Below are 24,998 nucleotides of genomic sequence, written 5' to 3'. Positions count from 1 at the left end.
CGATGCCCAGCACATCCACGGCCCGACCCAACTGGCTCGCCGGCGGCCTGTCCGCCGTCTGGCTGGTCGTCGTCGGAGTACCGATCCTCAGCATGATCGTCTGGGGCCTGACCACCGAGCAGGCCTTCCGCGACGCCGGCCCGCTCGCCGTGCCGCAGGTGTGGACGCTCGGCAACGTCACCGAGGTCATCGACCGCGGCTTTCTCGACTACTACTGGAACACCGCCGTCGTCACCGTCGGCAGCATCCTCCTGTCGCTGGTCCTCGCCGTCCCGGCCGCCTACGCGATCGTCCGGTCGAAGAGCTGGGTCGCCGGCGCGTCGTTCCGGATGTTCCTGCTCGGCCTGGCCATCCCGGCGCAGGCGGTGATCGTGCCGCTCTATCTGATCATCACCGAGATGGGGCTGTACGACACGTTGATCGCGGTCATCCTGCCGACGGTGGCCTTCACCCTCCCGCTGGTCATCCTGATCCTGTCCGGTGCGCTGCGCGACGTGCCGCGGGACATGTACGAGGCCATGACGCTCGACGGTGCGGGGTCGCTGCGCATCCTGCTCAGCGCGGTCGTGCCGATGTCGCGCGGCAGCATCTCCGCCGTGTGCGTGTTCGTCGGGCTCACCGCCTGGAACAGCTTCATCTTCCCGCTGATCTTCATCCGGGACGAGTCGAAGACCATGGTCACGCTCGGGCTGCGGGAGTTCCAGCAGGAGTTCGCCGTCGACATCCCCGGCCTGATGATGGCCGTGCTGCTGTCGGCGGTGCCGGTGTTCCTGCTGTACGTCTTCGCCCGCCGCTGGCTGATCGCGGGGTTGGCGGGTGTCGGTGGCAAGTAACCGGAGCAAGGTCACCATCACCGCCATCGCACGGGAGGCCGGCGTGTCGGTGCCGACGGTGTCCAGGGTGCTCAACGGCCGCTCGGACGTGGCTCCCGGTACCCGCGAGCGGGTCGAGGACCTGCTGCGCCGACGCGGCTACCGGCGCCGCTCGTCACATCCGCTGGGCCCGCGACTCGTCGACCTGGTCTTCAACGACCTGGACAGTCCGTGGGCGGTGGAGATCATCCGTGGTGTGGAGGACGTCATGCACGCCGCGGGCGTCGGCACGGTCGTGTCGGCGGTGCACCGTGAGCCCGCCGCTGCCCGGCAATGGCTGCAGAACCTGCGCGACCGGGCGTCCGACGGCGTCATCCTCGTCAGCTCCGACCTGGACTCCTCGGTGCGGCACGAGCTGCGGCGGCTGAACGTGCCCATCGTGGTGGCCGACTCCGTCGGCGGCGCTCCCCTGGACACCCCCACCTTCGGCGCGACCAACTGGGCCGGAGGGCTGGCGGCGACCGAGCACCTGCTCTCGCTCGGGCACCGCCGCATCGGCTTCGTCGCCGGCCCGCGCGCCATGATGTGCAGCCGCGCCCGGTCGGACGGCTACCGCGCCGGGCTGGAGGCCGCCGGCATCGCGATGGACGACGCGCTCGTCGTCGACGGCGACTTCTACCACCGGTCCGGTTTCGACGGCGGCACCGCTCTGCTGGAGCTCGACGACCCGCCCACCGCGATCTTCGCCTCCAGCGACACGATGGCCTTCGGCGTCTACGAGGCCGTGCGCCGCAGCGGCCGGCGGGTGCCCGACGACGTCAGCGTCGTCGGGTTCGACGATCTCCAGGAGGCGCGGTGGTCGTCGCCGCCGCTGACCACCGTCCGCCAGCCGCTGGCCGAGATGGGCATGCTGGCCGCGCGCAGCGTCCTGCGGCTCGCGAGCGGCGAGGACGTCGAAAGCCCGCGCGTCGAGCTCGCGACCAGCCTGACCGTCCGCGAGAGCACCGCGCCGCCCGGCCGGTCCTGAACCGCCGGAGTCCTCCGTACGGACGAGTTCGCCGACCCGCTCGTCCGTCCGGCGGAGGCCCGGGACCGCACCGCGCACCGATCACGCCGGGCCCCGGGGCACGTACCGTATGTCGGTGACTGCACTGCTCATCGGACCGGGAGCGATCGGTGACGGAACTCGACAGCCAGAGCAGGGCGGCCCGCACGGTCGACCTCGCCAAGGTCTACGGCAAGGGCGACACCCAGGTCGTCGCGCTCGGCGGCGTCACCGTCGACTTCGCCTCCGGGCAGTTCACCGCGATCATGGGCCCGTCCGGCTCGGGCAAGTCGACGCTGATGCACTGCATGGCCGCGCTCGACTCGGTCACCCGCGGCGAGGTCTACATCGGCGAGACCGAGCTGACCAGGCTCGGCGACGCCGCGCTCACCCGGCTGCGCCGCGACGAGATCGGCTTCGTCTTCCAGGCGTTCAACCTCGTCCCCACGCTCAGCGCGCGCGAGAACATCACGCTGCCGCTCGACATCGCCGGCCGCGACGTCGACCCGGGCTGGTTCGACACCGTCGTGTCCACCGTCGGCCTGTCCGACCGCCTCGGACACAAGCCGAGCGAGCTCTCCGGCGGCCAGCAACAGCGCGTCGCGTGCGCCCGTGCGCTGGTCAGCAAGCCGTCGATCGTGTTCGCCGACGAGCCCACCGGTAACCTCGACTCCCGCTCCGGCACCGAGGTGCTGTCGTTCCTGCGCCGTTCGGTGCGCGAGTACGGCCAGACCATCGTGATGGTGACCCACGACCCGGGCGCGGCCGCCTACGCCGACCGGGTGCTGTTCCTCGGCGACGGGCTGATCGTCGACGAGATGGCCGACCCGACCGCCGACCGCGTCCTCGAGCGGATGAAGGGCTTCGACGGCCTCCAGCACACCGCGCAGGCGTCCTGACCGATGCTCCGCGCCACTCTCAAGAGTCTCGCGGCCCGGAAGCTGCGCCTGGGCATGAGCGCGTTCGCGATCGTGCTCGGGGTCGCGTTCGTCGTCGGCTCGTACGTGTTCACCGACACCATCGACAAGACGTTCGACGACATCTTCGGCGGGCTCAGCTCCGACGTCGTGGTCCGCGCCGACCTGCCCGGCGAAGCCGGCTTCTTCAGCGGGTTCGACCCCGGCACCACCACGACCGTCCCGGCCGGGCTCGTCGGCGAGATCGCCGGGCTTCCGGGAGTCGAGCGCGCCGACGGCGAGGTCGAGAGCCAGAGCCTGTTCGTCCTCGACACGGAGGGCGAGCCGATCACCACCCAGGGCGCGCCCGGCGTCGCGGTGAACTGGCACGACGGGCCCACGGCGGACGGATCGCAGGTGCTCGAGCTGGTCGACGGCGAGGTGCCGGACGGCGCGGGAGAGGTTGCGCTCGACACCCGCACCTTCGACCGGTCCGGCTACCGGATCGGTGACCAGGTCGACTTCGTCTCCAGCGGCGACACGCCACGAGTCAGCGCCGAGCTGGTCGGTGTGGTCCGCTTCGGCGACTCCGGCAGCCTCGCCGGGGCCAGTCTGTCCGTGTTCGACACCGCGACGGCGCAGCAGCTGTTCCTCGACGGGCGGAACGCGTTCTCCCGGGTCGCGGTGACCACCACCGACGACGCGAGCGCCACCGAAGTGCGCGACCAGGTCGCCCAGGTGCTGCCGGACGGCCTGGAGTCGGTGACCGGCGCCGAGGTGGACGAGCAGACCGCCTCGGCCATCGAGGAGGGGCTGTCGTTCTTCAACACGTTCCTCCTGGTCTTCGCGGCGATCGCGCTGTTCGTCGGGGTGTTCCTGATCCTGAACACGTTCTCGATCCTGGTGGCGCAGCGTTCGCAGGAGATGGCGCTGCTGCGGGCTCTCGGGGCCGGCCGGCGCCAGGTCACCCGGTCGGTGCTGGTCGAGGCGGTGGTCGTCGGCCTGGTCGGCTCGACCGTCGGGCTGGCGCTCGGGCTCGGCGTGGCGCAGCTGCTCAAGGTGCTCTTCGGCGCGTTCGGGCTGGAGCTCGGCGGCGGCCTGGTGGTCCTGCCGCGCACGATCGTCGTCGCCTACGCGGTGGGGGTGCTGGTCACCATGGTGGCCGCGTTCGTCCCGGCACGCCGGGCCGCGCGGGTGCCGCCGGTGGCGGCGATGCGCGACGACGTCGTTCTTCCCGAGTCGTCCCGGCAGACTCGCACCGGCGTCGGCAGCGTGATCATCGCCGGCGGCGCAGCGGCGATGCTCGTCGGACTGTTCACCGGCGTCGGCAACGCCGCCCTGGTGGTCGGCCTCGGCATCCTCGCCGTGTTCGTCGGGGTGGCGATGCTGGCGCCGATCATCTCGGTTCCGGTGATCCGGGTCCTCGCCGGCTGGTACCCGAAGGCGTTCGGCACCGTCGGCCGGCTGGCACGCGAGAACGCCCTGCGCAACCCCCGGCGCACCGCCGCCACCGCGTCGGCGCTCATGATCGGCATGGCCCTGGTGTCCGCGATCTCGATCGTCGGGGCGTCGGCGAACGCGACCGTCGACCGGGCGCTCGACGACGGCGTCCGGGCGCAGTTCGTCATCTCCAACGCGGTAGGCCAGCCGTTCTCGCCGGACGTGGCCAGGCAGGCCGCGCAGGTCGACGGTGTGGCCGAGACGGTGTCGGTGCGCGCGGCGCCCGGCCAGGTCGACGGTCGGACCGTCTACCTGCAAGCGTTCGACCCCGAGGCGTTCTCCCGCGCCGCGGAGCTCGAGTTCGTCGACGGCGACGGCGACCTCGGCGGCGGCGGCGTGCTCGTCGGCGAGGACACCGCCGAGTCCGACGGGGTCGCCGTGGGCGACGAGGTGCGCCTGAGCCTGCCCGGCTCGGACGAGACGGTGCCCGTCGTCGGCGTCTACACGCAGAGCCCGGTGCTGTCCGGCGGGTACGTCGTCAGCCAGCAGACGCTCGCCGAGGGCGCGGTGCCGCCCGTCGACTCGCTCGTCTACGTCGTCACCGAGGACGGCGCCGACCCGGCGGCCGTGCAGAACGGCCTGGACGAGGCCACCGCCGACGTCCCGACGGTCACGGTGCAGGACCAGGAGGCGTACAAGCAGCAGTCCCGCGACCAGGTCAACCAGCTGTTGTCTCTGGTGTACGCACTACTCGGGCTGGCCGTGCTGATCGCGATCCTCGGCATCGTGAACACGCTGGCGCTGTCGGTCATGGAGCGCACCCGCGAGGTCGGGCTGCTGCGCGCCGTCGGGCTCAGCCGCCGGCAGCTGCGCCGCACGGTGCGGCTCGAGTCGATCGTGATCGCGGTGCTGGGGGCGGTCCTCGGCGTGGCGCTGGGCGTGGTGTTCGGCATCGCGCTGCAGCAGGCGGTGTCCGGCCAGGGTCTCGAGGTGCTGGCCCTCCCGGCCGGCCGGCTCGCGGTGTTCGTGGTGCTGGCGGGCGTGGTCGGCGTCCTCGCGGCGGTGTGGCCGGCGCGGCGCGCGGCGAAGCTGGACGTGCTGCGTGCCATCACCACGGAGTAGCGGGGGCGCGGAGGGATGCCGGCCCCGCCCGCGGCTCGTTCCTCACCGATGCCCGACCGGACCCTGGCCGGCATCCCTCCGCGCTCCCGTCGTGCGGTGGTCAGGCAGTGGACACGTCGGGTTCGACCACGGCGGATTCCCGTGGCGCGATCCGCCCGGCCTCGATGTCCTCGGCCCAGTGGCACGCCACGGTGTGTCCCGGCCGGATCTCCCGCAGCGCCGGACGCTCGTCGTCGCAGCGCGTCTCCTGCCGGAACGGGCAGCGCGTGTGGAACCGGCAGCCCGACGGCGGCGCCGCCGGGGACGGCAGGTCGCCGGTCAGCAGGATGCGCTCCCGGCTCTCCTCGACGTCCGGGTCCGGGATCGGCACCGCCGACATCAGGGCCCGCGTGTAGGGATGCAGCGGCGTCGCGTACAGCTCGTCGGACGGCGCCTGTTCCACCAGGCCGCCGAGGTACATGACGGCGACGACGTCGGCGATGTGCCGCACGACGGCGAGGTCGTGCGCGATGACGAGGTAGGTCAGGCCGAGTCGGTCCTGCAGCTGCTCGAGGAGGTTGACCACCTGCGCCTGGATCGACACGTCGAGCGCCGACACCGGCTCGTCCGCGACGATCAGCTGCGGCTCCAGCGCGATGGCCCGGGCGATGCCGACCCGCTGGCGCTGCCCGCCGGAGAACTCGTGCGGATACCGTGAGGCGGCCGACGCCGGCAGCCCGACGACGTCGAGCAGCTCGCGCACGCGGGCGCGGTGATCACCGCCGATGTCGTGCGCGCGCAACGGCTCGGTCAGCACCGACTCGACGCTCTGCCGCGGGTCGAGACTGGCCATCGGGTCCTGGAAGACCATCTGCATCTGCCGGCGCTGCCGGCGCATCTGCTCGGCGTCCAGCTCTCGCAGGTCCGTCCCGTCGAAGGTGACGGTGCCGCCGGTCGGCTCCACCAGCCGCAGCACCGCCCGCCCGAACGTGGTCTTGCCGCAACCGGACTCACCCACGAGGCCGACGGTGGACCCGCGGGGGACGGCGAGGTCCACCCCGTCCACGGCCTTGACGGCACCGACCTGCCGCTCGACGAGAATCCCGCGGCGGATCGGGAAGTGCACCTGCAGGCCACGGACCGACAGCAGCACGTCGTCCGGATCGATCTCCCGCTGGTCGCGCCCGGTGGGCACCGGGTCCGCGCCGGCCGCCGAGGGCTGCGCGGTCATGCCGGCACCTCCTCGGTCGTGGGCAGCGGATTGACGCAGCGCAGCGACCGGCCTCCGATGTTCTCGAGCGGTGGCGGGCCGTCCGTGCAGGCGTCCACCCGATGGTGACAGCGCGGCGCGAACGCGCAGCCCGACGGCCACGCGAGCACGTCGGTCGGTGACCCCGGGATGGGATGCAGCGGCGTTCCGCGCGCGGCGTCCAGGCGCGGCACCGAGGCGAGCAGCCCGCCGGTGTACGGGTGGCGCGGCCGGGCGAACAGCTCACGGCGCTGCGCGCCCTCCACGACCCGCCCGGAGTACATCACGTGCACGGTGTCGCACAGCCCCGCGACCACACCGAGGTCGTGGGTGATCATGATCAGCGCCGCCCCGGAGTCGTGGACCAGCTCCTTCAGCAGCTCCAGGATCTGCGCCTGGATCGTGACGTCGAGCGCGGTGGTCGGCTCGTCGGCGATGAGCAGCCGCGGCCGGCAGGCCAGCGCCATCGCGATCAGCGCGCGCTGGCGCATCCCGCCGGAGAGCTGGTGCGGGTACTCGCGCAGCCGCCGCGTCGGGTCGGGGATGCCGACACGGTCGAGCAGCTCGGCCGCCGCCTTGTCCGCGGCGTCGCCGCTGAGCTGCTGGTGCCGCTCGATCACCTCGGTGACCTGGACACCGATGGGCACCACCGGGTTCAGCGACGTCATCGGGTCCTGGAAGACCATCGCCATGTCGCGGCCGCGGATGTCGCGCATCCGCTCACGCGGCAGCGTCAGCAGATCGTCGTCGTCGAAGATCACCCGGCCGTCGACGCGCACGTTGCGCCGGGGCAGCAGTCCCATGACCGCCAGCGAGGTCACGCTCTTGCCACTGCCGGACTCGCCGACCAGGCCGACGGTCTGTCCGGGACTCACGTCGAAGGACACACCGTCGACGGCGCGCACGTCCGGCGCGCCCTTGCGGGTGAAGCTCACCCCGAGGTCACGCACTGCGAGCAACGGTCGCGTCGGGTCGTTCGTCACGGTCACCGCCGATACTTGGGGTCGAGTGCCTCGCGCAGCCGCTCGCCGATCAGGGTGAACCCGAGCGCGGCGACCATGATGGCCAGGCCGGGGAACAGTGCCAGGTGCGGAGCGCTGGCCAGGTAGCGCTGTGTGCTGGCGAGCATCCGCCCCCACTCGGGCACGGCCGGGTCCGCCCCGCCGAGGCCGAGGAACGACAGCGCGGCCGCCTCGATGATCGCGGTGGCCAGCGTGAGCGTGGCCTGCACGATGACCGGCGACATCGAGTTCGGCAGCACGTGGCTGAGCACGATCGATCGTCGCCGCACGCCGAGCGAGCGCGCCGCCAGCACGTAGTCGCTCTCGCGCTGGGACATCATCTGCCCGCGCAGCAGCCGGGCGAAGATCGGCACGTTCACCGCCGCGATGGCGATCATGACCGAGGTGAGGCTGCGCCCGAGCACCGCCGCGATGGCGATCGCCATCAGCAGGCCCGGGATGGACAGCATGATGTCCACGATCCGCATGACCACCGAGTCGACCCACCGGCCGAACGCGCCGGCCAGCACGCCGAGCACCATGCCGCCGGCCATGCCCAGCAGCATCGCCACCACGCCGACGAGCAGCGACTGCCGCGCTCCGTAGATCACCCGGCTGAGCTCGTCGCGGCCCTGCTCGTCCAGCCCGAACCAGTGCTCGGCCGAAGGGCCCGGGATGTTCGTCGGGGTGATCGTTCCCGCACCCGGCGTGTCCCGCGGGTCGTACGGCGCGATCAACGGCGCCAGCACCGCCACCACGATGAACATGGCGATCAGCACGAACCCGGTGATCGCGACCGGGTCGCGCCGCAACCGGCGCCAGGCGGCCTGCCGCAGGTTGCCGACCGGCTGTTCGACCTGGTCGGACTCGGTCGCGGCTTCGACTTGCGAGAGGCTCATCGCACCCTCACTCTCGGGTCGATCAACCCGTACGACACGTCCACGAGCAGGTTGATCACGACGTACAGGACGGCGATGACCAGGATGAACCCTTGGAGGACGGCATAGTCGCGGTTGGAGATCGCCTCGGCGACGAACCGCCCCACCCCGTCGAAGGCGAAGACGGTCTCGGTCAGGATCGCCCCCGAGAACAACAGCCCGGCCTGCAGGCCCACGACCGTCACCACGGGCAGCAGCGCGTTGCGCAGCACGTGCCGCCGGGTGATGGTCCGCTCCCACAGCCCCTTCGCCTCGGCCGTGCGCACGTAGTCCTCGTGCACCACGTCCAGAACGCTGGCCCGGGTGATGCGCACGATGATCGCCAGCGGGATGGACCCGAGGGCGAGCGCGGGCAGCACCAGGTGCATCAGCGCGTCCCAGCTCGCGTCGAGGTTCCCGGTGAGCAGCCCGTCCAGCACGTACATGCCGGTGGGATGCTCGGCGTCCATGCGCGGGTCCTGCCGGCCCTGGGTGGGGAACCAGCCCAGCCGAACGGCGAAGACGTACTTGAGGATGTAGGCCAGGAAGAACACCGGGATGGCCACGCCGAGCAGCGATCCGGTGACGGACATGTTGTCCAGCCAGCGGCCGTAGTGCCGGGCCGCCAGGTACCCGAGCGGGATGCCGATGCCGATCGCGAGGATCAGCGCGGCGAGGGCGAGCTCGAACGTCGCGGGGAACGTCCGCGCCATCTCCTCGGTGACCGGGCGGTTCGTCCGGGTGCTGTTGCCGAAGTCGAACTGGACGGCGTTGCTCAGGTACCTGCCGTACTGCACGTACCAGGGCTCGTTGAGCCCGTACAGCTCCTCGACGCGGGCGATCGACTCCGGGGTCGCGCGCTCTCCGAGCAGGGCCACGGCGGGCCCGCCCGGAAGAGCGCGCAACCACGCGAACAGCAGCGCCGACAGGCCGATCAGGATCGGCACCAGCATCAACAGCCGGCGGACGACGAACTTCAGCACAGGCGCGCTCTGCCTTACTCGATGGAGACGGTGGCGAAGCTCTCGTTGTTCAGCGGGTCCGGAACGTACCCGGACACGCCTTCACGCAGAGCGACGGCCGGCTCCGTGTGCACGTACGGCACCCCTGGCACGAACTCCATGATGAGGTTGTTCGCCTGCTGGTAGAGGTCGACGCGCTTGTCGTGGTCGGTCTCGGCCTCGGCCCGGGCGAGCAGGTCGTGGATCTCCTGGTTCTTGAAGCTGAACTCCGGCGACGGCGACTTGAAGAACGTCCCGAGGAAGTTGTCCGGGTCGCCGAAGTCGCCGGTCCAGCCGATGAGGTACATCGGCGTGTTCCCGCTCTGGTAGGCGTTCAGGTAGTCCGGGTCCCACGGCGCGCTCTTCGGGTTGATGGTGAAGCCGACCTCCTCGAGGTCGCTGCGGATCATCTCCCAGTTCGCCTCGGCGTTCGGCATGTACGGCCGCGACACGTCCGTCGGGTACCAGAAGTCGATGGTCAGGTCGGTGACGCCGGACTCGGCGATCAGCTGCTCGGCCTTCTGCGGGTCGTACTCGTAGGTGGGGACGTTCTCGGAGTAGCCGAACAGCTCCGGTGGCATGAACTGGTTCGCGACCTGCGACCCCTCGGGATAGTTGGTCTGCACGAGGTTCTCGCGGTCGATGGCGTGCGCGATGGCCTTGCGGATCTTCAGGTTGTCCAGCGGCGGGGTGTCCTGCTGGAAACCCAGGTACCCGACGTTGAACGCGGGCCGGCGCAGGATCTGGAACCCTGCGGACTCGAGCGCGCCGATGTCGGCCGGGGCCACCAGGTCGTAGCCGTCGATGTCGCCGGCCTCGAGCGCCTGCCGGCGGGCAGGTCCGTCCGGGATCACGCTGAAGATCAGCTGCTCGAGCTTGGCGGGCTCGCCCCAGTAGTCGTCGTAGCGGGTCAGTGTCAGCTGGCTGCCGCGCTCCCAGTCCGACGGGTCGGCCAGCATGAACGGGCCGGTGCCGACGGGGTGCTCGTAGCCGAACGAGCCCTCGAACGTCGGCGCCTGCCCGGTGCCGCTGACCTGGTCCGCGTTGTACTTCTGCAGCGCGGCGGGGCTGGCCATGTAGAAGGCCGGCATCGCGAGCGCGGAGATGAACGTCGACGACGGGCGGGTCAGCGAGATGGTCGCGGTGTACTCGTCGGTGGGCTCGCATCCGGCGTACATGCTCTCGCCCAGGGACGGGTCCTCGTTGTTCTTGAACCCGCCCATGACCGCCTGCCAGTAGTACGTCACCGACGGGCTCTGCATGATGCCGGTGAAGTTGTACCACCGCTCGAAGTTGAAGCACACGGCCTCGGCATTGAACGGCTCACCGTCGTGGAAGGTGACGTTCTCGCGCAGCTCGAACGTCCACTTCAGACCGTCCTCGCTGGCCTCCCAGGACGTGGCGAGCGCCGGGACGATCTCGGTGCTGCCCTCGGCGGTGCCGACGAGGCCCTCGTAGATCTGCAGGATCGGACGGGCGGACTCGCCGTCGCTGATCAGTGCGCCGTCCAGAATCACCGGGTCGGCCGAGGCTCCGAAGACCAGCGTCCCGCCGTCCCCGGAGGTGTCACCGCCACCGCCGTCGTCTCCCCCGCAGGCCGTCAGCGCCAGGGCCAGGCCACCCGCGGTCGCCCCGGCGACAAGCCTGCGATTCAGGCTCGTGCCACGCATCTCACACCTCACAAGCTCGACTGCCGGCGGTCATCCGTCCGGTTTGGCCTGTGACAGTACTTCCTCCGGCGCTCCCCCGGAGTCACCGGGGCGTCAGAAACTCGTCGCGATTCCACAACGGTTTCGTCCGCTATACGAACAAGCAGTGAGAGCGACCGGCGCGGCGGGTCAGTGGACCGGGTCGAGGCGCGGCTCGTCGAACAGGGTGAGCAGGTCACGCGCGGCAACGCCGTCCAGCGAGTCGATGACGACCATGCCCGGCACCGGGTTGGCAGCCACGGCGTTCGGCACCGACACCACCTTCGCCCCGGCGGCCACCCCGGACTCCGAGCCGGGCGGCGAATCCTCGATGACGACGCAGTCCGACGGGTCGACGCCCAGCGCCGCGGCCGCCGACAGGTACGGCGCCGGATGCGGCTTGCCGTGCGTCACCTCGTCGCCGGTGACCACCGCGGCGAACGTCGCCTCCGGCAGCTGCGCGACCACCGCCTCGGCCAGCACCCGGTAGGACATCGTCACCAGCGCACAGGGCACCCCGAGCCCGTTCAGCTCGGCCAGCAGCTCGCGCACGCCCGGCTGCCAGCCGACGGCGCCCTCGCGCACACCCCGCAGCACCTCGCCCAGCAGGTGCTGGACCACCTGCTCCGGCGTCAGCGGCAGTCCGCCGCGGTCGCGGATGTAGGCCCCCGCGGCCAGCAGATCGCTGCCGACCAGGGCCAGGCTGTCCTCGTCGGTCCATGCGCCGCCGTGCTGCTCGACCAGCGCCTTCTCGGCGCCGATCCACAACGGCTCGGTGTCGACCATGGTGCCGTCCATGTCCCACAGGACGGCGGCGGGCAGATGAGCAGTCACGGACACCATCGTCGCACGCGCGGGCGGGCCGACCGCGATCGTCCACCGGCGACCGGACCGACTCTGATACGCATGGACACGAAGGAGGCGCCCGTGGAGAGTCCACCGTCCGAGCGGCCCGTGGCGCGGGTCGCCGAGCTGTCGGCCCGGCTGCGTTCGACGAGCACGGCAGTGGTGCACGACGACGCTGCGACCAGGGCTCTTTACACCATGGACGCCTCGAACCACCGTCACTCGCCGGCGGCGGTCGTGGTGGCACGCTCGCCGGACGACGCCGCCGCGACGGTCGCGGCGGCCGCCGAAACCGGGCTCACCGTCGTGCCGCGCGGCGGCGGCACCAGCCTCGCGGGCAACGCCATCGGCTCGGGGATTGTGCTCGACCTCACATCCGTCGACCGCATCGTGGACGTCGACCCGGACCGCCGGACGGCTCGGGTCCAGCCCGGGGTCGTGCTGGACGACCTCCGGTCGGCGGCCGCGCCGCACGGGCTGACGTTCGGACCGGACCCCTCCACGCACAGCCGCTGCACCCTCGGCGGGATGATCGGCAACAACTCCTGCGGCTCGCACTCCGTCGCCTGGGGCACCACCGCCGACAACGTCGAGGACCTCGACGTCGTGCTGGCCGACGGCACCCGGATGACGGTCGCCGCGAACAGCCGCCGCGAGCTCGACCGTCGTGCCGGAACGCCCGGTGCGGAGGGCCGGGTGCACGCGGCGCTGCGCGAGCTGGTCACCACCGAGCTGGCGACGATCCGGCGCGAGCTCGGCGGGTTCTCCCGGCAGGTCTCCGGCTACGCCCTCGACTGGCTGCTTCCGGAGAAGGGCCACCACCTGGCGCGTGCCCTCGTCGGCACCGAGGGCAGCTGCGCCGTCGTCGTCGGCGCGACGGTGCGCCTGGTGCCGACGCCACCGGCGCGCGCCCTGCTCGTCCTCGGTTTCCCCGACGACAGCGCCGCCGCCGAGGCCGTCCCGGACATCCTCGGCCACGGCCCGCTCACCGTCGAGGGCATGGACGCGCGCCTGGTCGAGCTGAGCCCGGGCGGCCGCGCTCAGCTCGACCGGGCGCATGGATCCCTGCCGGCCGGCGGCGCCTGGCTGTTCGTCGAGTTCGGCGCGGACGACACCGCCGCGGCCGCCGATCGTGCCGCGCAGGTGGCCGCCGAGTGCGAATCGGTGCCGCACGCCGTCGTCACCGACGCGGCGCAGCGGCGGGCGCTGTGGCGGCTGCGCGAGGAGGGCGCCGGCACCGCCACCCGGCTGGCCGACGGGACCGAGGCCTGGCCGGGCTGGGAGGACGCCGCCGTGCCACCCGAGCGGCTGGGCTCCTATCTCCGGGAGTTCCGCGCCCTGCTGTCCGCGCACGGCCTGCACGGCATCTCCTACGGGCACTTCGGCGAGGGCTGCGTTCACGTCCGCATCGACTTCGACCTGGTCACCCCCGCCGGGGTCGCCGCGTACCGGAGGTTCGTCCAGGACGCCGCCGACCTCGTCGCCCGCCACGGTGGGTCGCTGTCCGGCGAACACGGCGACGGCCAGGTCCGCTCCGAGCTGCTGCCGCGCATGTACTCCGCGCACACGATCGAGCTGTTCGAGCGCTTCAAGGCGGCATGGGACCCGGACAGCCGGCTGAACCCGGGCGTCGTCGTCACCCCGCGTCGCCTCGACGACGACCTGCGCTTCGCGGCCGTCCAGCCGGAGCCGCCGTCCACCGCGTTCGGCTATCGGCACGACGACGGCGACTTCGCCCAGGCCGTACGGCGCTGCGTCGGCGTCGGCAAGTGCCGCAACCGCGCCGACGCGGACGGCACCGCGGCCGGCGCCGTCATGTGCCCGAGCTTCCAGGTCACCGGCGAGGAGAAGCACTCGACCCGCGGCCGCGCCCACCTGCTGCACGAGATGCTCGCCGGTGAGGTCGTCACCGGCGGCTGGCGCTCCACCGAGGTCCGTGACGCCCTCGACCTGTGCCTGTCCTGCAAGGGGTGTCTCAGCGACTGCCCCGTCGACGTCGACATGGCCACGTACAAGGCGGAGTTCCTGCACCATCACTACGCGCGGCGGCCACGCCCGGCGGCGCACTACTCGATGGGCTGGCTGCCGCTGTGGCTGCGGCTCGGCGCCGCCGCTCCCGGCTCGGTCGGCGCCGCCCTCGACGTCCCTGCGGTTTCGCGCACGGTGAAGCGTGCCGGCGGCATCGCGCCGGAGCGCGAGCTCCCGCGGCCCGCGCCGGAGCCGTTCACCCGGTGGTTCCGCCGCCGGGGCGGGCGGGCGTCCGGCCCTCAGGTGCTGCTGTGGCCGGACACCTTCACAAACCACTTCAGCCCCGGCGTCGGCCGCGCCGCCGTCGCCGTCCTGCGTGCCGCCGGGTTCGACCCGCGACTGCCGTCGCGCTCCGTGTGCTGCGGTCTGACCTGGGTGTCCACCGGCCAGCTCGGCGTGGCCAGGCGAGTGCTGCGGCGCACGCTGCGGGTCCTCGAGCCGGCGCTGTCGGCCGGTGTCCCGATCGTCGGCCTGGAGCCCAGCTGCCTGTCCACGCTGCGCGGCGAGCTGCCGGACCTGCTGCCCGACGACCCGCGAGCCGGCCTCGTCGCCGACCGCGCGTCCACCCTCGCCGGGTTCCTCGCCGCGCACGCGCCGCACTGGTCGCCGCCGCGACGGGAGCGGCGTGCACTGACCCAGGTCCACTGCCACCAGCACGCCACGCTCGGCGTCGACGCCGAGAACACGCTGCTGGCCGCCGCCGGCGTGGACGCGCAGCGGGTGCCGTCCAGCTGCTGTGGCGTCGCGGGCAACTTCGGATTCGAACGCGGTCACTACGCGATCTCACACGCGCTGGGCGAACAGGCACTGCTGCCGGCGGTCCGTGCGGCCGGCCTCGACACCCTGATCATCGCCGACGGTTTCAGCTGCCGAACCCAGATCCAGCAGGGCAGCGACCGTCGCGCGGTCCATCTGGCCGAGGTCGTCGCCGACGGTCTCGGCGACGAGCCCCGCGACACGCTCAGCGACACGCCGGACGCGATCGCGGGTCCGGCTTGACGTATCGAAGCACAGCGGGAAGCGTGGGTGTTGCGAACGGCTGTCGACCGGCCCAGCCGCCGGGAGAGGAATACCATCTGCCGAAGGGCACGTGCCACGTTCCGCCCGCCCGGTTCCCATCGGGCCACGGAAACGAGCAACGCACGGCCCCGTCGCATCTCATGAACGTCATGGTCCGTGTCGGATCAGTAGTTCGTTCCATCGGCGCCCCCGAGAATCCCGGGCGATCCGATCCCTGACATCGAAAAACCACCGAGAGGTCCATCACCATGCTCACGCTCACCGAGAACGCCGCGAACGTGATCCGCAACATCACCGGACAGCAGGACATGCCTGCCGGCACCGGCCTGCGGATCGCCGCCACCGACGAGGGCGCGCTGAACCTCAACCTGTCCCCCGAGCCCGAAGAGGGCGACCAGGTTGTCGACGACTCCGGCGTGCGGCTGTTCCTCGACTCCGACGCCGCCGTGATGCTCGACGACAAGGCCCTGGACGCCGCCGTCGACGCCGACGGCTCGGTGCAGTTCGCCCTCGCCGAGCAGTCGGAGGAGTCCGGCGAGGCGCAGTGACGCCCGGCTCATCACCTCCGTCCCCTGGCCGGCGATCCGCAACGTGCCCGTCGCCCGTCCATGCCGTACGCCTACGGCCGTCGCACCGCGACCGGCCGTAGGGTGGACACACGGACGATGAGGTCTGACGGACACGAACGATCGCCAGCCAGGGAGACGAGAGAGTGATGGAGCTCGACAGTGCGCCGCAGCTGCGCGATCCCGTACTCATCGCCGCCTTCGAGGGGTGGAACGACGCGGGCGAGTCGGCCACCGCTGGTGTCGACCATCTCGAACGTGAGTGGAACGCCACCCCGGTGGGCGAGCTCGACCCGGACGAGTACTACGACTTCCAGGTCAACCGTCCGCAGGTCAGCATCGACGACGCGGGCGTACGTTCCATTCACTGGCCCACCACCCGGCTGTCCGTGGCCCGCGAGATCGACGCCGGCCGCGACGTGGTCCTGCTGCGCGGCATCGAGCCGAACATGCGGTGGGGCACGTTCTGCCGAGAGCTGCTCACGGCCGCCGACCACCTGGGGATCACCCAGATCATCACGCTGGGCGCGCTACTGGCCGACGTCCCGCACACCCGCCCGGTCCCGGTGACCATCGCCGCGAGCGACCCGGAGCACCCCACGAAGCTCGGCCTCGACCCGTCCCGTTACGAGGGCCCCACCGGAATCGTCGGCGTGTTCCAGGACGCGGCCACGGCCGCCGGCTATGACGCCGTGTCGCTGTGGGCCGCGGTGCCGCACTACGTCGCCCAGTCCCCGTGCCCGAAGGCGACGCTGGTGCTGCTGCAACACCTCGAGGACTTCCTGCAGCTGCCGATCACGCTGGACGAGCTCAGCGAGCAGGCCGAGGCGTGGCAGCACGGCGTGAACGAGCTCGCCGAAGAGGACTCCGACGTCGCCGAGTACGTCCGGCGGCTCGAGGAGGCCCGCGACACCGTCGACCTCCCGGAGGCATCCGGCGAGCACATCGCCCGCGAGTTCCAGCGCTACCTCCGCCGCCGCGACCGCTGACTGGTCCCCGTCAGGCCACAGCGCCGGACGCCCGCCCGTCGAGCCCCGGGTACGACCGGTCAACGTACGGCGCGGCGCCCTCGAGCACGGGCGAACGCCTGCCGGTAACGCGCCGCGACGACGTCGTCGCGACAGAGATCGGCCCACACCGGCCGCACGACCTGCAGGCCCCTCTCGCGCAGCCGGTCCTCGCGGCGTTTCTCCCGCCACATGGCGTCGCCGGGCGTCTCACCGGGGCGTAGCAGCCGCTGGTACTTCTCCCGGCCGTCGAACTCACCCACCGTCGCGAACCGCTCGAAATAGAAGTCCACCCGGTCCGTCTCGCCCGACCGGTCCTCGACGGTCACCTGCAGTTCCGGCCGCGGAAGGCCGATGCGCTCCAACTGCACGCGATGCCGCGATTCCCCGACGCTCTCGGACCGCCCGTCGGCGAACTCCACCACGCGGCCCGCTGCCCGGGCACCACGCCAGTCGCGCATCCGGTCGAGCACGACCAGCAACCCGTCCGCGGGCACGTTCCCGCGCGCCAGGGCGGCGTCGGTCGTGACGACCGCCGATTCGAACGGGAGCGTGCGCGCGACGTCCACGGCGGTGCGCGCGTCCGCGGTGACGACGAGGCCGTCGTCGCTGCCCGTCAGCTCGCTCTGCTCGATCGCACCGGCGTGATGGTGCACGCCGCCCTCGATGCGTGGGGTGTGCAGGTCGGCACGGGTGACGTGCACCGCCGACAGGTCGGCGTCCCAGACCGGCAGCCTGAGCAGGACGGCGGCCGTGACGTGGCTCGGCACCGCCGGTACCGCCAGCTGGCGCACGACGGCGTGGGCGCGCGCCCGATGTCGCCCGACCTCGTCGAGGGCCTCCCAGGTGCGCCGCTCGGCGTAGGCGCCGCGGCGCACCCGAACCCAGACTCCGCGAGCGACGCACCGGGCGATCTCGCCGTCGGAGTACCCGGCGTCGAGCGCCTGTGTGCGCAGAATGATGCCTGCCTGTTGGGCCGCCAGGGCCGCCAGCGCGTTGTCCATGGAGCGCAACGTTCGCCCCGCGGTCGACCATGCGCCAGGCACCGCCGCCGTTCTGTGGACAACGTACGGCTGCCACGGCGCCTTGTGGATACCGGTGCCGCGGGGGCCGTCACGGCATCGATGCGGTGGCCCTCGCCCGCATCACTAGGCGTTCGTACGCGTCACCAGGCCTGCAAGGGTGGTGACGCATGGAATTCCATGCGGAACGTGATCATTCATCCCCGTCACAGGGAGATGCCGAGCAGGGCGTCGGCCATGGTGCGAAACAGCTCGGGGGCCGACTCGTCGCCGCCACCGTCGCGCAGCGTCTGCTCCGCCCAGCCGTCGACGGCAGCGAGCGCTGCGGGCGTGTCGAGGTCGTCGGCAAGGCTCTGCCGGACCTGCGACAGCAGCGGCAGCACGTCGGGGCCCGACGGCGCCGCTGCCGCCGTCCGCCATTGCTCGAGCCGGCGCGTGGCCCGCGCCAGGACGTCGTCGTTCCATTCGCGGTCGGCGCGGTAATGCCCGGACAGCAGCCCCAGCCGCACCGCTGCCGGATCCTGCCCGCCGTGCCGCAGTTCGGAGGCGAACACCAGGTTGCCCTGCGACTTGGACATCTTCTGCCCGTCGAGCGCCATCATGCCGGCGTGCACGTACGCGTGCGCGAACGGCCAGGTGCCGCTGGAGAGGTGACCGTGCGAGGCGGACATCTCGTGGTGCGGGAACGCCAGGTCGTTGCCGCCGCCCTGGACATCGAACGGCACACCGAGATACTGCAGCGCGATCGCGGTGCACTCGACGTGCCAGCCCGGCCGGCCGGCCCCGAACGGGCTGTCCCAGGACGGCTCCCCCGGCCGCGCCCGCTGCCACACCAGGCAGTCCAGCTCGTCCTTCTTGCCCGCGCGGGCGGGGTCACCGCCCCGCTCGGCGAACAGCTCGCGCATGGTGGCGTCGTCGAGCCGGGCGACCTCGCCGAACCGCGGGTCGGCCCGGACCGAGAAGTACAGGTCTCCGTCGACCTCGTACACGGCACCCGCCGAACGCATCCGCTCGATCAGCTCGGTGATCAGCGGGATCGAGTCGACCGCGCCGACGAACCGCTGCGGCGGCAGCACCCGCAGCCAGGCCATGTCCGCGGTGAACAGCTCGGTCTGCTGGTCGGCCAGTTCGCGCCAGTCCTGCCCGGTCTCTCGCGCCCGGTCGAGCAGCGGGTCGTCGATGTCGGTGACGTTCTGCACGTACGTGACGTCGACGCCGGCGTCGCGCCAGGCCCTGTGCAGCACGTCGAACGCGACGTAGGTGGCGGCGTGGCCGAGGTGGGTCGCGTCGTACGGGGTGATGCCGCACACGTACATCGTCGCCGCCGGTCCGGTGGCCGCCTGCCGTGACTGCGCGCTCGCCGTGTCGTACACCCGTACGGGCAGCCCGCGGCCGGGGAGTTCTGGCGGTTCGGGAGCAGACCAAGCATGCATGCCGCAGAGCCTAGGCGCTCAGAACACCGGCCACGGAACCGGCATCCGCCCGGTGGGATCAGGCAGCCGGCCGTCGCCGAGCAGTCTGTCCACCCGTTCCGCCGTGGCCGTCACCTCGTCGGTGCTCAGCAGGGCTCGCACGGTGTGGTCGAGATCACCGTCCAGGGCCGAGCGCAGAGCCGTGAGCTCGGCGACGTCGGCGGGGGTGAGCTCGGTGCCGGCCCACCCCCACAGCACGGTGCGCAACTTCGGCTCCACGTGGAAGCAGACACCGTGGTCGACACCGACGACGGGAGCCGTGCGGTCGGCGCCCGGCAGCCCGGCCAGCACGTGCCCGCCCTTGCGGTCGGCGTTGTTCACGACGGCGTCGAACACCGCCATACGGCGCAGTGCGGGGTCGTCGGCGTGCACGAGCACCACCGGCTCGCCGTCACCGTCGACGGCCTCGAGCACCGGGAGCCAGCCGCGGGCCACCGCGTCCGGCGACACCACGTCGACCCATCGGCGCTCGTCCTCGGGCTGGTCGATCCAGAGCTGGCACATCCCCGGACCGAACGGGCCGTCCTCGCGCAGGACGGTCGGCGGGACGACGTGCCACCCGGCCGCCTCGGACAGCTCGTAGGCGGCGACCTCGCGCGCGGCCAGGCTCCCGTCCGGGAAATCCCACAACGGACGTTCGCCGTCCACCGGCTTGTAGACGCATCGCGCCGAGTGCTCACCGTGCGTCACCCGGCCGAGCAGGGTCAGGTTCGACGCGACGACGAGCCTGCCCTCGACGCTCAGCTCGCCGTCACGCAGCAGGCTCAGGACGTCCACGTGTTCAGCTCCGCCGGCGGTAGCCGTTCTGCCGCGGGCAGATGTGGCCGTCGGCGTCGAGCGGCAGGCTGCACAGCGGACAGGGCGGGCGTCCAGCGGCGACCAGCGCCTGCGCGCGCTTCACGAACGCGCGGGCGTCCTCGCCGGTCAGCCGGACCACGACGACGTCGCGGTCGGAGTCCTCGGGGTCGTCCGGCGGCTCGGTCTCCTCCTCACCGGCGGCGTAGGCGGCCACGACGACACGCTCGTCGTCGCCGTCCCAGGACAGTGTCATCGCCCCGACGCGGAACTCCTCGACGATCGGCTGCTCGAGCGGGTCGAGGTCGTCCACCTCCTCCGGCGACTCGGCAGGCACGTCGACGCCACCCTCGGAGCGGCGCAGAACCTCGTCCAGCATCGTGTCGAGCCGTTCGGCCAGCACGGAGACCTGCTCTTTCTCGAGCAGCACGCTGATGAGGCGGGTGGAGTCGCGCACCTGCAGAAAGAAGGAGCGCTCGCCTGGGCGCCCGACCGTTCCGGCGATGAAACGATCGGGCGCGTCGAATCGATATACCTGCGCGGCCACGGGTCGACCCTATCTCGCGCGGCTGCCGCGCCCACCCCCGACGGCCCCGTCCGCGCTCGCCCCGCGGCGGCGTCGCCGCCCGGCCGCGCGCAGGAACCCGAGGTCACCACCGACGTCGTTCACGCGTACGACGAACGGCCTGCGGTCGGTGTAGGTGATGGCCGTCAGCGAACACGGATCGACGACGATGCGCTGGAAGTGGTCGAGGTGCATACCCAGGGCGTCTGCGACCACCGACTTGATCACGTCGCCGTGCGACACGGCGAACCACACCGCCGACGGGCCCGCGCTCTCGGCGACGCGGGCGTCGTGCTCGCGCACCGCCGCGACGGCGCGGTCCTGGACGTCGCGCATGGCCTCACCGTCCGGGAAGACCGCCCCGGACGGGTGCTCCTGGACCACCCGCCACAGCTTCTGCCGCCGCAGCTCGGACAGCGCCCGGCCGGTCCACGAGCCGTAGTCGCACTCGGTGAGCCGCTCGTCGGTGCTGATCGCCGCATCGTCCCCCGTCAGCACCCGGGCGGTCTGGACACAGCGTTCGAGCGGACTGCTGACGACGGCCGCGGGCCGGATGCCGCGCAGCCGGCCGGCGAGGTCGTGCACATCGGACAGTCCCGCCTCGTCGACGCCCACGCCCGGGGTACGTCCGGCCAGGGTCCCGGAGGCGTTGGCCGCGGTCCGGCCGTGACGCACGAGCACGACGGTAGGCATGCCCGCACCCTACGAGAATCGCCGGCCCGCACCCACGCCCGGACGGGCGCATCCGTGGGATCCGGCACCGCGACACGCCGTGATTCTCGTCACCGGTCGCAACGGCCGAGAAAATGCGCTAGTCATGTCGTAAGCACCTGACGTCCAGGACGCCGGGTCGTCGGCACGCTCGGTCGTTCCGGCGCACCGCGCACGGCACGGAAGGAGACACGAACGCCGATGCGGTTCGTCCGACGGAGGCTGACGGCTGTCGTCGCCTCGTTGAGCATCGCCGGTGGTATCGCCGGCCTCCCCGCCCATGCCGACACCGGATCGCCTCCCAGCACGCCGGCGCCCACGTCCGACCCGGACGCGACGCCCACGGCCACCCGCGAGCCCACGGACGAGCCAACCGGCGAACCGACGGACGAGCCGACCGGGCAGCCCACGGAACAGCCCACGACGGACCCGACGACTCCACCACCGGAGGAGCCGACCAGCGAGCCGCCGAGCGAACCGACCGAGGACCCGACACCGACCGAGGACCCGACGCCCGACCCGACACCGACGCCCGACCCGACACCGACGCCGCCGCCTCCGGAACCGCCGCCCGAAGACCCGACCGAGGACCCGACCGAGGACCCGACGGTCCCGCCTCCGGAGGAGCCGACCGACGATCCCACGAGCGAACCGCCCAGCGAGCCCAGTGAACCGCCCAGCGAACCCAGCGAACCGCCCAGCGAACCCAGCGAGCCACCGAGCGAACCGACCGGGGACCCGACGCCGACACAGCCACCGACGGGCGACCCCGGCACCGGCCCCACGGACGAGCCCCCGCCGCAGCCCACCACTCCGCCGGACGGGGACATGCAGATCCCGGACGAGCTGCCCGACGACCCCGACGAGGCCTACCAGGCCGCGCTCGACGGCGCCCAGACCGTCGCCGTCGCCGAGGCGCAGCGCCTGCTCGCCCGGGTCGCCGGTGAGCTCGACAGTGCCCAGCGCTCGTACGCCGAGGCGCGGGCCGCGGCCGATGCGGCGCGTGCGAGCGCCAAGAAGGCCCGGCGGGAGTTGACGATCGCCGAGCAGGAGGTCGCCCGCACCGAACGCGAGATCGCCGAGCTGCGCGCACGGACCGAGCGGACCCGCCAGGAGCTCGGTGCGGTCGCGCGTGAGGCCTACAAGGGCACCGGCATGGCGACGCTCGGGGTCGTGCTGTCCGCCGAGACACCGGCCCAGCTGACCGATCGCTACGTCGGCATGCGCACACTGATGCGCTCCGGCGACTCCACCCTGGGCGAGATGGCCGTGCACGAGGCCGAGCTACGTGACGCGCTGTCGCGGCTCGAGGGCCAGCGCGACCGCCGGAAACGCCGCGCCGACGAGGCGGCCGAAGCCCGCGAGGCGAAGGAGCAGGCCGCGCAGCAGGCGCGGACCGCCCACGAGACGGTCGACGAGAAGTCGGCGCTGGTGACGTCCGCGCTGCAGGCCGCGGAGGACGCTCGCCTGCAGGATTACCGCCGATACATGCGGCTGCTGGACGAGTCCACCGCCATCGGCGAACGCCTCGCCTCGCTCGACTACGGCCCCGGATACGGCACCGGCTCGTTCGTGCTTCCCGGCACCGGCGCGCCCACCTCACAGTACGGCCCGCGCCTGCACCCGATACTCGGCTACGTGAAGGTCCACACCGGGCTGGACTTCGGCCGTGGCGACGGCGCCATCCACGCCGCCGACTCCGGCACCGTCGTCGAGGCGACCTGGAACGACGCCTACGGCTACATGGTCATCGTGGACCACGGGACGTGGCGCGGCCAGCGCCTGACGACCATGTACGCCCACCAGAGCTCGCTGGGCGTCACCGTCGGGCAGCGGGTGCGGAAGGGCCAGGTCATCGGCGAGGTCGGCTCGACCGGCTACTCCACCGGCCCGCATCTGCACTTCGAGGTGCGCCTGGACGGCCGGCACACCGACCCCGCGCCGTGGATCTCCGACGCGCCGTCGCCAAGCTGAGTCTGCCGGTCACGGCACTGCTCGACCTCCGCGGTCGCGGCGATGGCAAGATCGATCTGTCGGCGTCGGAGATTTCCTCCCGGGCGAGTGACCGCTGCCGCCAGCCGGCCCCAAGCCCGCGAAACCTCCGCGGTGACAGGTAAAGGGTCGAAGGCCGCCTCCACCGCGGCCAACCGATCGGTACGCCGCGCCCGCTCGTCCTCATCCGGGGCAACGAGAACACCGAAGTGCAACTCGGTCAGCGACACGACACTGATCGCCGCTTCGACACCGGAGGGTGCAACCTCACCGACAAGCACAGATGTGCAGGACTGCCCTCATGTCGCAAACGGTTCGATCACGCCGGCATCCAGCTGGGACAGATCTTTCTCAAGGCCCCGCGGCGTCGTCCATCCCAAATCTCAGCAAGCTCACGACCCGCCACCCAGCGGCGTCGCTGGGTCGGCGCCAGTTCGGCGACGGCGCGACCGGCCACAGTGACGGTGAGGGTCTCGCCGGCCTCGACACGCCGGAGGACCTCGCCGACAGGTTGCGGAGTTCCTTCTGCGGGATCACGTCCATACCCCGAAGGTAGTTACTACTGCTACCTTCCCATGAGCTGGCCGCTACGGAGTGTTGTGGGGGACGATCAGGCTCATGGACCAGCTGTTCGTATCGAGCCCGGCGATGGACCGGTTGTGCTGGCTTCTTGACGGCCTTGCTGGTCGCTGGGGTGACGAGACTGACGCCACGACCGTCCTGGCGCCGGAGTTCGCGGCAGCAGTTGCGCCGTCGCGATTTGTTGCGGTGATGCGGGAACGGGCGGCGACATTCGCTCCGATTGTTGTGAACGGGGTCGACGTGGAGGGAGATTCGGCCGTAGCGCGATTCTGTACCCGGGACGGCGATCGCTGGGTGGCGCGGGTGACCGTCGAGGCTGAGGAACCGCACAGAGTTGTCCTGGCCTACGCCCAGCCGTGGGTGCCTGAGCATCTGACCGCGGCCTTACCCGCTGAGTTCACCGCCAAGGACTTCGAAGGCTCGGCCGACGCCACTAGCGCAACCTTGGTCGTGTTCGGAGGAGTTCCCGGGAGCGGGAAGAGCGCCGTCGCCCAGCGAGTAGGGTCAACCCTGGATAATCCTGTGTTCGCGCTCGACTGGCTACTGGGAGCATTGAGCCCGTTCGGCATGAGGCATCGACTCGACTTGCTGAGCGTCGGTGCGGAGTTGCTGACGACGTTGGCCTACCGTGAGTTGTTCGTCGGGCGTTCGGCAATCGTCGACGCGACCACTGAGGATGTCGACACCAGGGCACGGTTGCAGAGTCTTGCGACAGCCGCCGGAGCAACCTTCGTACCGATCGTTTGTGTCTGCTCGGACCCGGCGCTCCATCGGGAGCGCGTTGAACGACGACAGCGCGGCATCCCTGGCTGGGCCGACGCCGCAGATTGGTCGGATGTTACGTCCCGGCTGGCCAGCTTTCCGTCATGGCCCGGCTCGATTCAGATCGACACGGCCCTGTCGCTGGACACGTGCGTGGCCGAGGTGGTGGGCAGGATCTCGACGGGTTGACGACGCGACGCGAAACGGGGCCACTCTCACACTCACAAGCTGACCATCGGTGAGTCCAGGTGGAACGTCGAAGACACCACTAGGGCGGGCTGCTCCTTGCCTCGTTCACGTCCACGCACCCGGTCGAAGTCCACGAACCACACCGCGCCGGGCCGGATCGGCTCGCGACTCAACGGTCCTAGCCTTCGACGTGGCGCCGGGGCACGTGCGCACCGACATGACCACGGCGATGCCGATGCACGACGGACGCACCTCGTGGACCCCGCCGGAGGCCATGGTCGAGCTGGTCGC

Annotated in this window: 22 protein-coding genes; 9 read left to right on the top strand and 13 right to left on the bottom strand. The window is 71.6% G+C overall.

Translation table 11 applies throughout. The features are described from left to right. Nucleotides 1-2 precede the first annotated feature (2 nt). From CLV30_RS24580 to CLV30_RS24565, 4 genes are all read left to right on the top strand, one after another. Entirely contained in the window at nucleotides 3-833 is an 831-nt protein-coding gene (locus CLV30_RS24580; RefSeq protein WP_106539893.1) for a carbohydrate ABC transporter permease, read from the top strand. Beyond that, nucleotides 823-1,839 carry a LacI family DNA-binding transcriptional regulator gene (locus tag CLV30_RS24575; RefSeq protein WP_205741030.1) on the top strand — a complete coding sequence of 339 codons (1,017 nt, stop codon included), beginning with the start codon at nucleotides 823-825 and terminating at the stop codon, nucleotides 1,837-1,839. Before CLV30_RS24580 ends, CLV30_RS24575 begins: the two co-directional genes overlap by 11 nt. A gap of 149 nt (nucleotides 1,840-1,988) precedes the next feature. After that, the gene (locus tag CLV30_RS24570; RefSeq protein ID WP_106539891.1) at nucleotides 1,989-2,756 is read left to right on the top strand and encodes an ABC transporter ATP-binding protein; all 768 of its coding nucleotides are present in this window, start codon (nucleotides 1,989-1,991) and stop codon (nucleotides 2,754-2,756) included. Nucleotides 2,757-2,759: 3 nt separating this feature from the next. After that, a complete protein-coding gene (locus CLV30_RS24565; protein WP_106539890.1) occupies nucleotides 2,760-5,315 on the top strand; it encodes an ABC transporter permease in 2,556 nt (851 codons plus the stop codon). Between the two features lie 100 nt (nucleotides 5,316-5,415). Here the strand turns inward: CLV30_RS24565 and CLV30_RS24560 are convergent, their stop codons facing one another. The 6 genes from CLV30_RS24560 to CLV30_RS24535 all read right to left on the bottom strand — a co-directional run bounded on the left by CLV30_RS24560 (nucleotide 5,416) and on the right by CLV30_RS24535 (nucleotide 11,993). Beyond that, entirely contained in the window at nucleotides 5,416-6,462 is a 1,047-nt protein-coding gene (locus tag CLV30_RS24560) for an ABC transporter ATP-binding protein (RefSeq protein WP_106539913.1), read from the bottom strand. Between the two features lie 59 nt (nucleotides 6,463-6,521). Next, a complete protein-coding gene (locus CLV30_RS24555; RefSeq protein ID WP_420842015.1) occupies nucleotides 6,522-7,526 on the bottom strand; it encodes an ABC transporter ATP-binding protein in 1,005 nt (334 codons plus the stop codon). Between the two features lie 2 nt (nucleotides 7,527-7,528). Further along, entirely contained in the window at nucleotides 7,529-8,443 is a 915-nt protein-coding gene (locus CLV30_RS24550; protein ID WP_106539889.1) for an ABC transporter permease, read from the bottom strand. After that, on the bottom strand, nucleotides 8,440-9,444 hold the full coding sequence (locus tag CLV30_RS24545; RefSeq protein ID WP_106539888.1) for an ABC transporter permease: 1,005 nt from the start codon (nucleotides 9,442-9,444) through the stop codon (nucleotides 8,440-8,442). The genes CLV30_RS24550 and CLV30_RS24545 overlap by 4 nt, the downstream gene beginning before the upstream one ends. Before the next feature lie 14 nt (nucleotides 9,445-9,458). Next, a complete protein-coding gene (locus CLV30_RS24540; protein WP_106539887.1) occupies nucleotides 9,459-11,132 on the bottom strand; it encodes an ABC transporter substrate-binding protein in 1,674 nt (557 codons plus the stop codon). Between the two features lie 168 nt (nucleotides 11,133-11,300). Then, nucleotides 11,301-11,993, bottom strand: a complete 693-nt coding sequence (locus CLV30_RS24535) for an HAD family hydrolase (protein ID WP_106539886.1) — start codon at nucleotides 11,991-11,993, stop codon at nucleotides 11,301-11,303. 63 nt (nucleotides 11,994-12,056) lie between these two features. Here CLV30_RS24535 and CLV30_RS24530 point away from each other — a divergent pair, with 63 nt between their 5' ends. The 3 genes from CLV30_RS24530 (at nucleotide 12,057) to CLV30_RS24520 (ending at nucleotide 16,599) form a co-directional block, all read left to right on the top strand. After that, nucleotides 12,057-15,023 (top strand): FAD-binding and (Fe-S)-binding domain-containing protein, encoded by a 2,967-nt coding sequence (locus CLV30_RS24530; RefSeq protein ID WP_106539885.1) that lies wholly within the window; start codon nucleotides 12,057-12,059, stop codon nucleotides 15,021-15,023. 269 nt (nucleotides 15,024-15,292) lie between these two features. After that, complete coding sequence (locus CLV30_RS24525; RefSeq protein ID WP_106539884.1) at nucleotides 15,293-15,592, top strand: HesB/IscA family protein; 300 nt, start codon at nucleotides 15,293-15,295, stop codon at nucleotides 15,590-15,592. Nucleotides 15,593-15,756: 164 nt separating this feature from the next. Continuing rightward, the gene (locus CLV30_RS24520; RefSeq protein ID WP_106539883.1) at nucleotides 15,757-16,599 is read left to right on the top strand and encodes a PAC2 family protein; all 843 of its coding nucleotides are present in this window, start codon (nucleotides 15,757-15,759) and stop codon (nucleotides 16,597-16,599) included. 59 nt (nucleotides 16,600-16,658) lie between these two features. Here CLV30_RS24520 and CLV30_RS24515 read toward each other — a convergent pair whose 3' ends face one another. The 5 genes from CLV30_RS24515 to CLV30_RS24495 form a co-directional block, all read right to left on the bottom strand. Further along, nucleotides 16,659-17,621, bottom strand: coding sequence for a type IV toxin-antitoxin system AbiEi family antitoxin domain-containing protein (locus CLV30_RS24515; protein WP_106539882.1), 963 nt, complete (start codon nucleotides 17,619-17,621; stop codon nucleotides 16,659-16,661). Nucleotides 17,622-17,845: 224 nt separating this feature from the next. Further along, the gene (gene mshC, locus CLV30_RS24510; RefSeq protein WP_106539881.1) at nucleotides 17,846-19,072 is read right to left on the bottom strand and encodes a cysteine--1-D-myo-inosityl 2-amino-2-deoxy-alpha-D-glucopyranoside ligase; all 1,227 of its coding nucleotides are present in this window, start codon (nucleotides 19,070-19,072) and stop codon (nucleotides 17,846-17,848) included. Between the two features lie 18 nt (nucleotides 19,073-19,090). Beyond that, complete coding sequence (locus CLV30_RS24505; RefSeq protein WP_106539880.1) at nucleotides 19,091-19,888, bottom strand: SCO1664 family protein; 798 nt, start codon at nucleotides 19,886-19,888, stop codon at nucleotides 19,091-19,093. Between the two features lie 4 nt (nucleotides 19,889-19,892). Next, entirely contained in the window at nucleotides 19,893-20,453 is a 561-nt protein-coding gene (locus CLV30_RS24500; RefSeq protein ID WP_106539879.1) for a DUF3090 domain-containing protein, read from the bottom strand. 9 nt (nucleotides 20,454-20,462) lie between these two features. Beyond that, nucleotides 20,463-21,164, bottom strand: a complete 702-nt coding sequence (locus CLV30_RS24495; protein ID WP_106539878.1) for an MSMEG_4193 family putative phosphomutase — start codon at nucleotides 21,162-21,164, stop codon at nucleotides 20,463-20,465. 219 nt (nucleotides 21,165-21,383) lie between these two features. Between CLV30_RS24495 and CLV30_RS24490 the strand changes: the two genes are divergently transcribed. Beyond that, nucleotides 21,384-23,156, top strand: coding sequence for a peptidoglycan DD-metalloendopeptidase family protein (locus CLV30_RS24490; protein WP_106539877.1), 1,773 nt, complete (start codon nucleotides 21,384-21,386; stop codon nucleotides 23,154-23,156). On the opposite strand, the gene CLV30_RS27985 is transcribed toward CLV30_RS24490, so the two are convergent. Beyond that, nucleotides 23,060-23,404: a PIN domain-containing protein gene (locus CLV30_RS27985; RefSeq protein WP_420842011.1), complete on the bottom strand. Its 345-nt coding sequence runs from the start codon at nucleotides 23,402-23,404 to the stop codon at nucleotides 23,060-23,062. The genes CLV30_RS24490 and CLV30_RS27985 overlap by 97 nt on opposite strands. Before the next feature lie 388 nt (nucleotides 23,405-23,792). Between CLV30_RS27985 and CLV30_RS24475 the strand changes: the two genes are divergently transcribed. Continuing rightward, on the top strand, nucleotides 23,793-24,707 hold the full coding sequence (locus CLV30_RS24475) for a P-loop nucleotide/nucleoside kinase family protein (protein ID WP_129711080.1): 915 nt from the start codon (nucleotides 23,793-23,795) through the stop codon (nucleotides 24,705-24,707). A gap of 32 nt (nucleotides 24,708-24,739) precedes the next feature. Here the strand turns inward: CLV30_RS24475 and CLV30_RS27980 are convergent, their stop codons facing one another. Continuing rightward, nucleotides 24,740-24,850, bottom strand: a complete 111-nt coding sequence (locus tag CLV30_RS27980; protein WP_425323599.1) for a hypothetical protein — start codon at nucleotides 24,848-24,850, stop codon at nucleotides 24,740-24,742. Nucleotides 24,851-24,998 lie beyond the last annotated feature (148 nt).

It is taken from the genome of Haloactinopolyspora alba, from assembly GCF_003014555.1.
GTDB classification, from domain to species: Bacteria; Actinomycetota; Actinomycetes; order Jiangellales; family Jiangellaceae; genus Haloactinopolyspora; species Haloactinopolyspora alba.
This window is presented reverse-complemented; position numbering and strand designations above follow the sequence as displayed.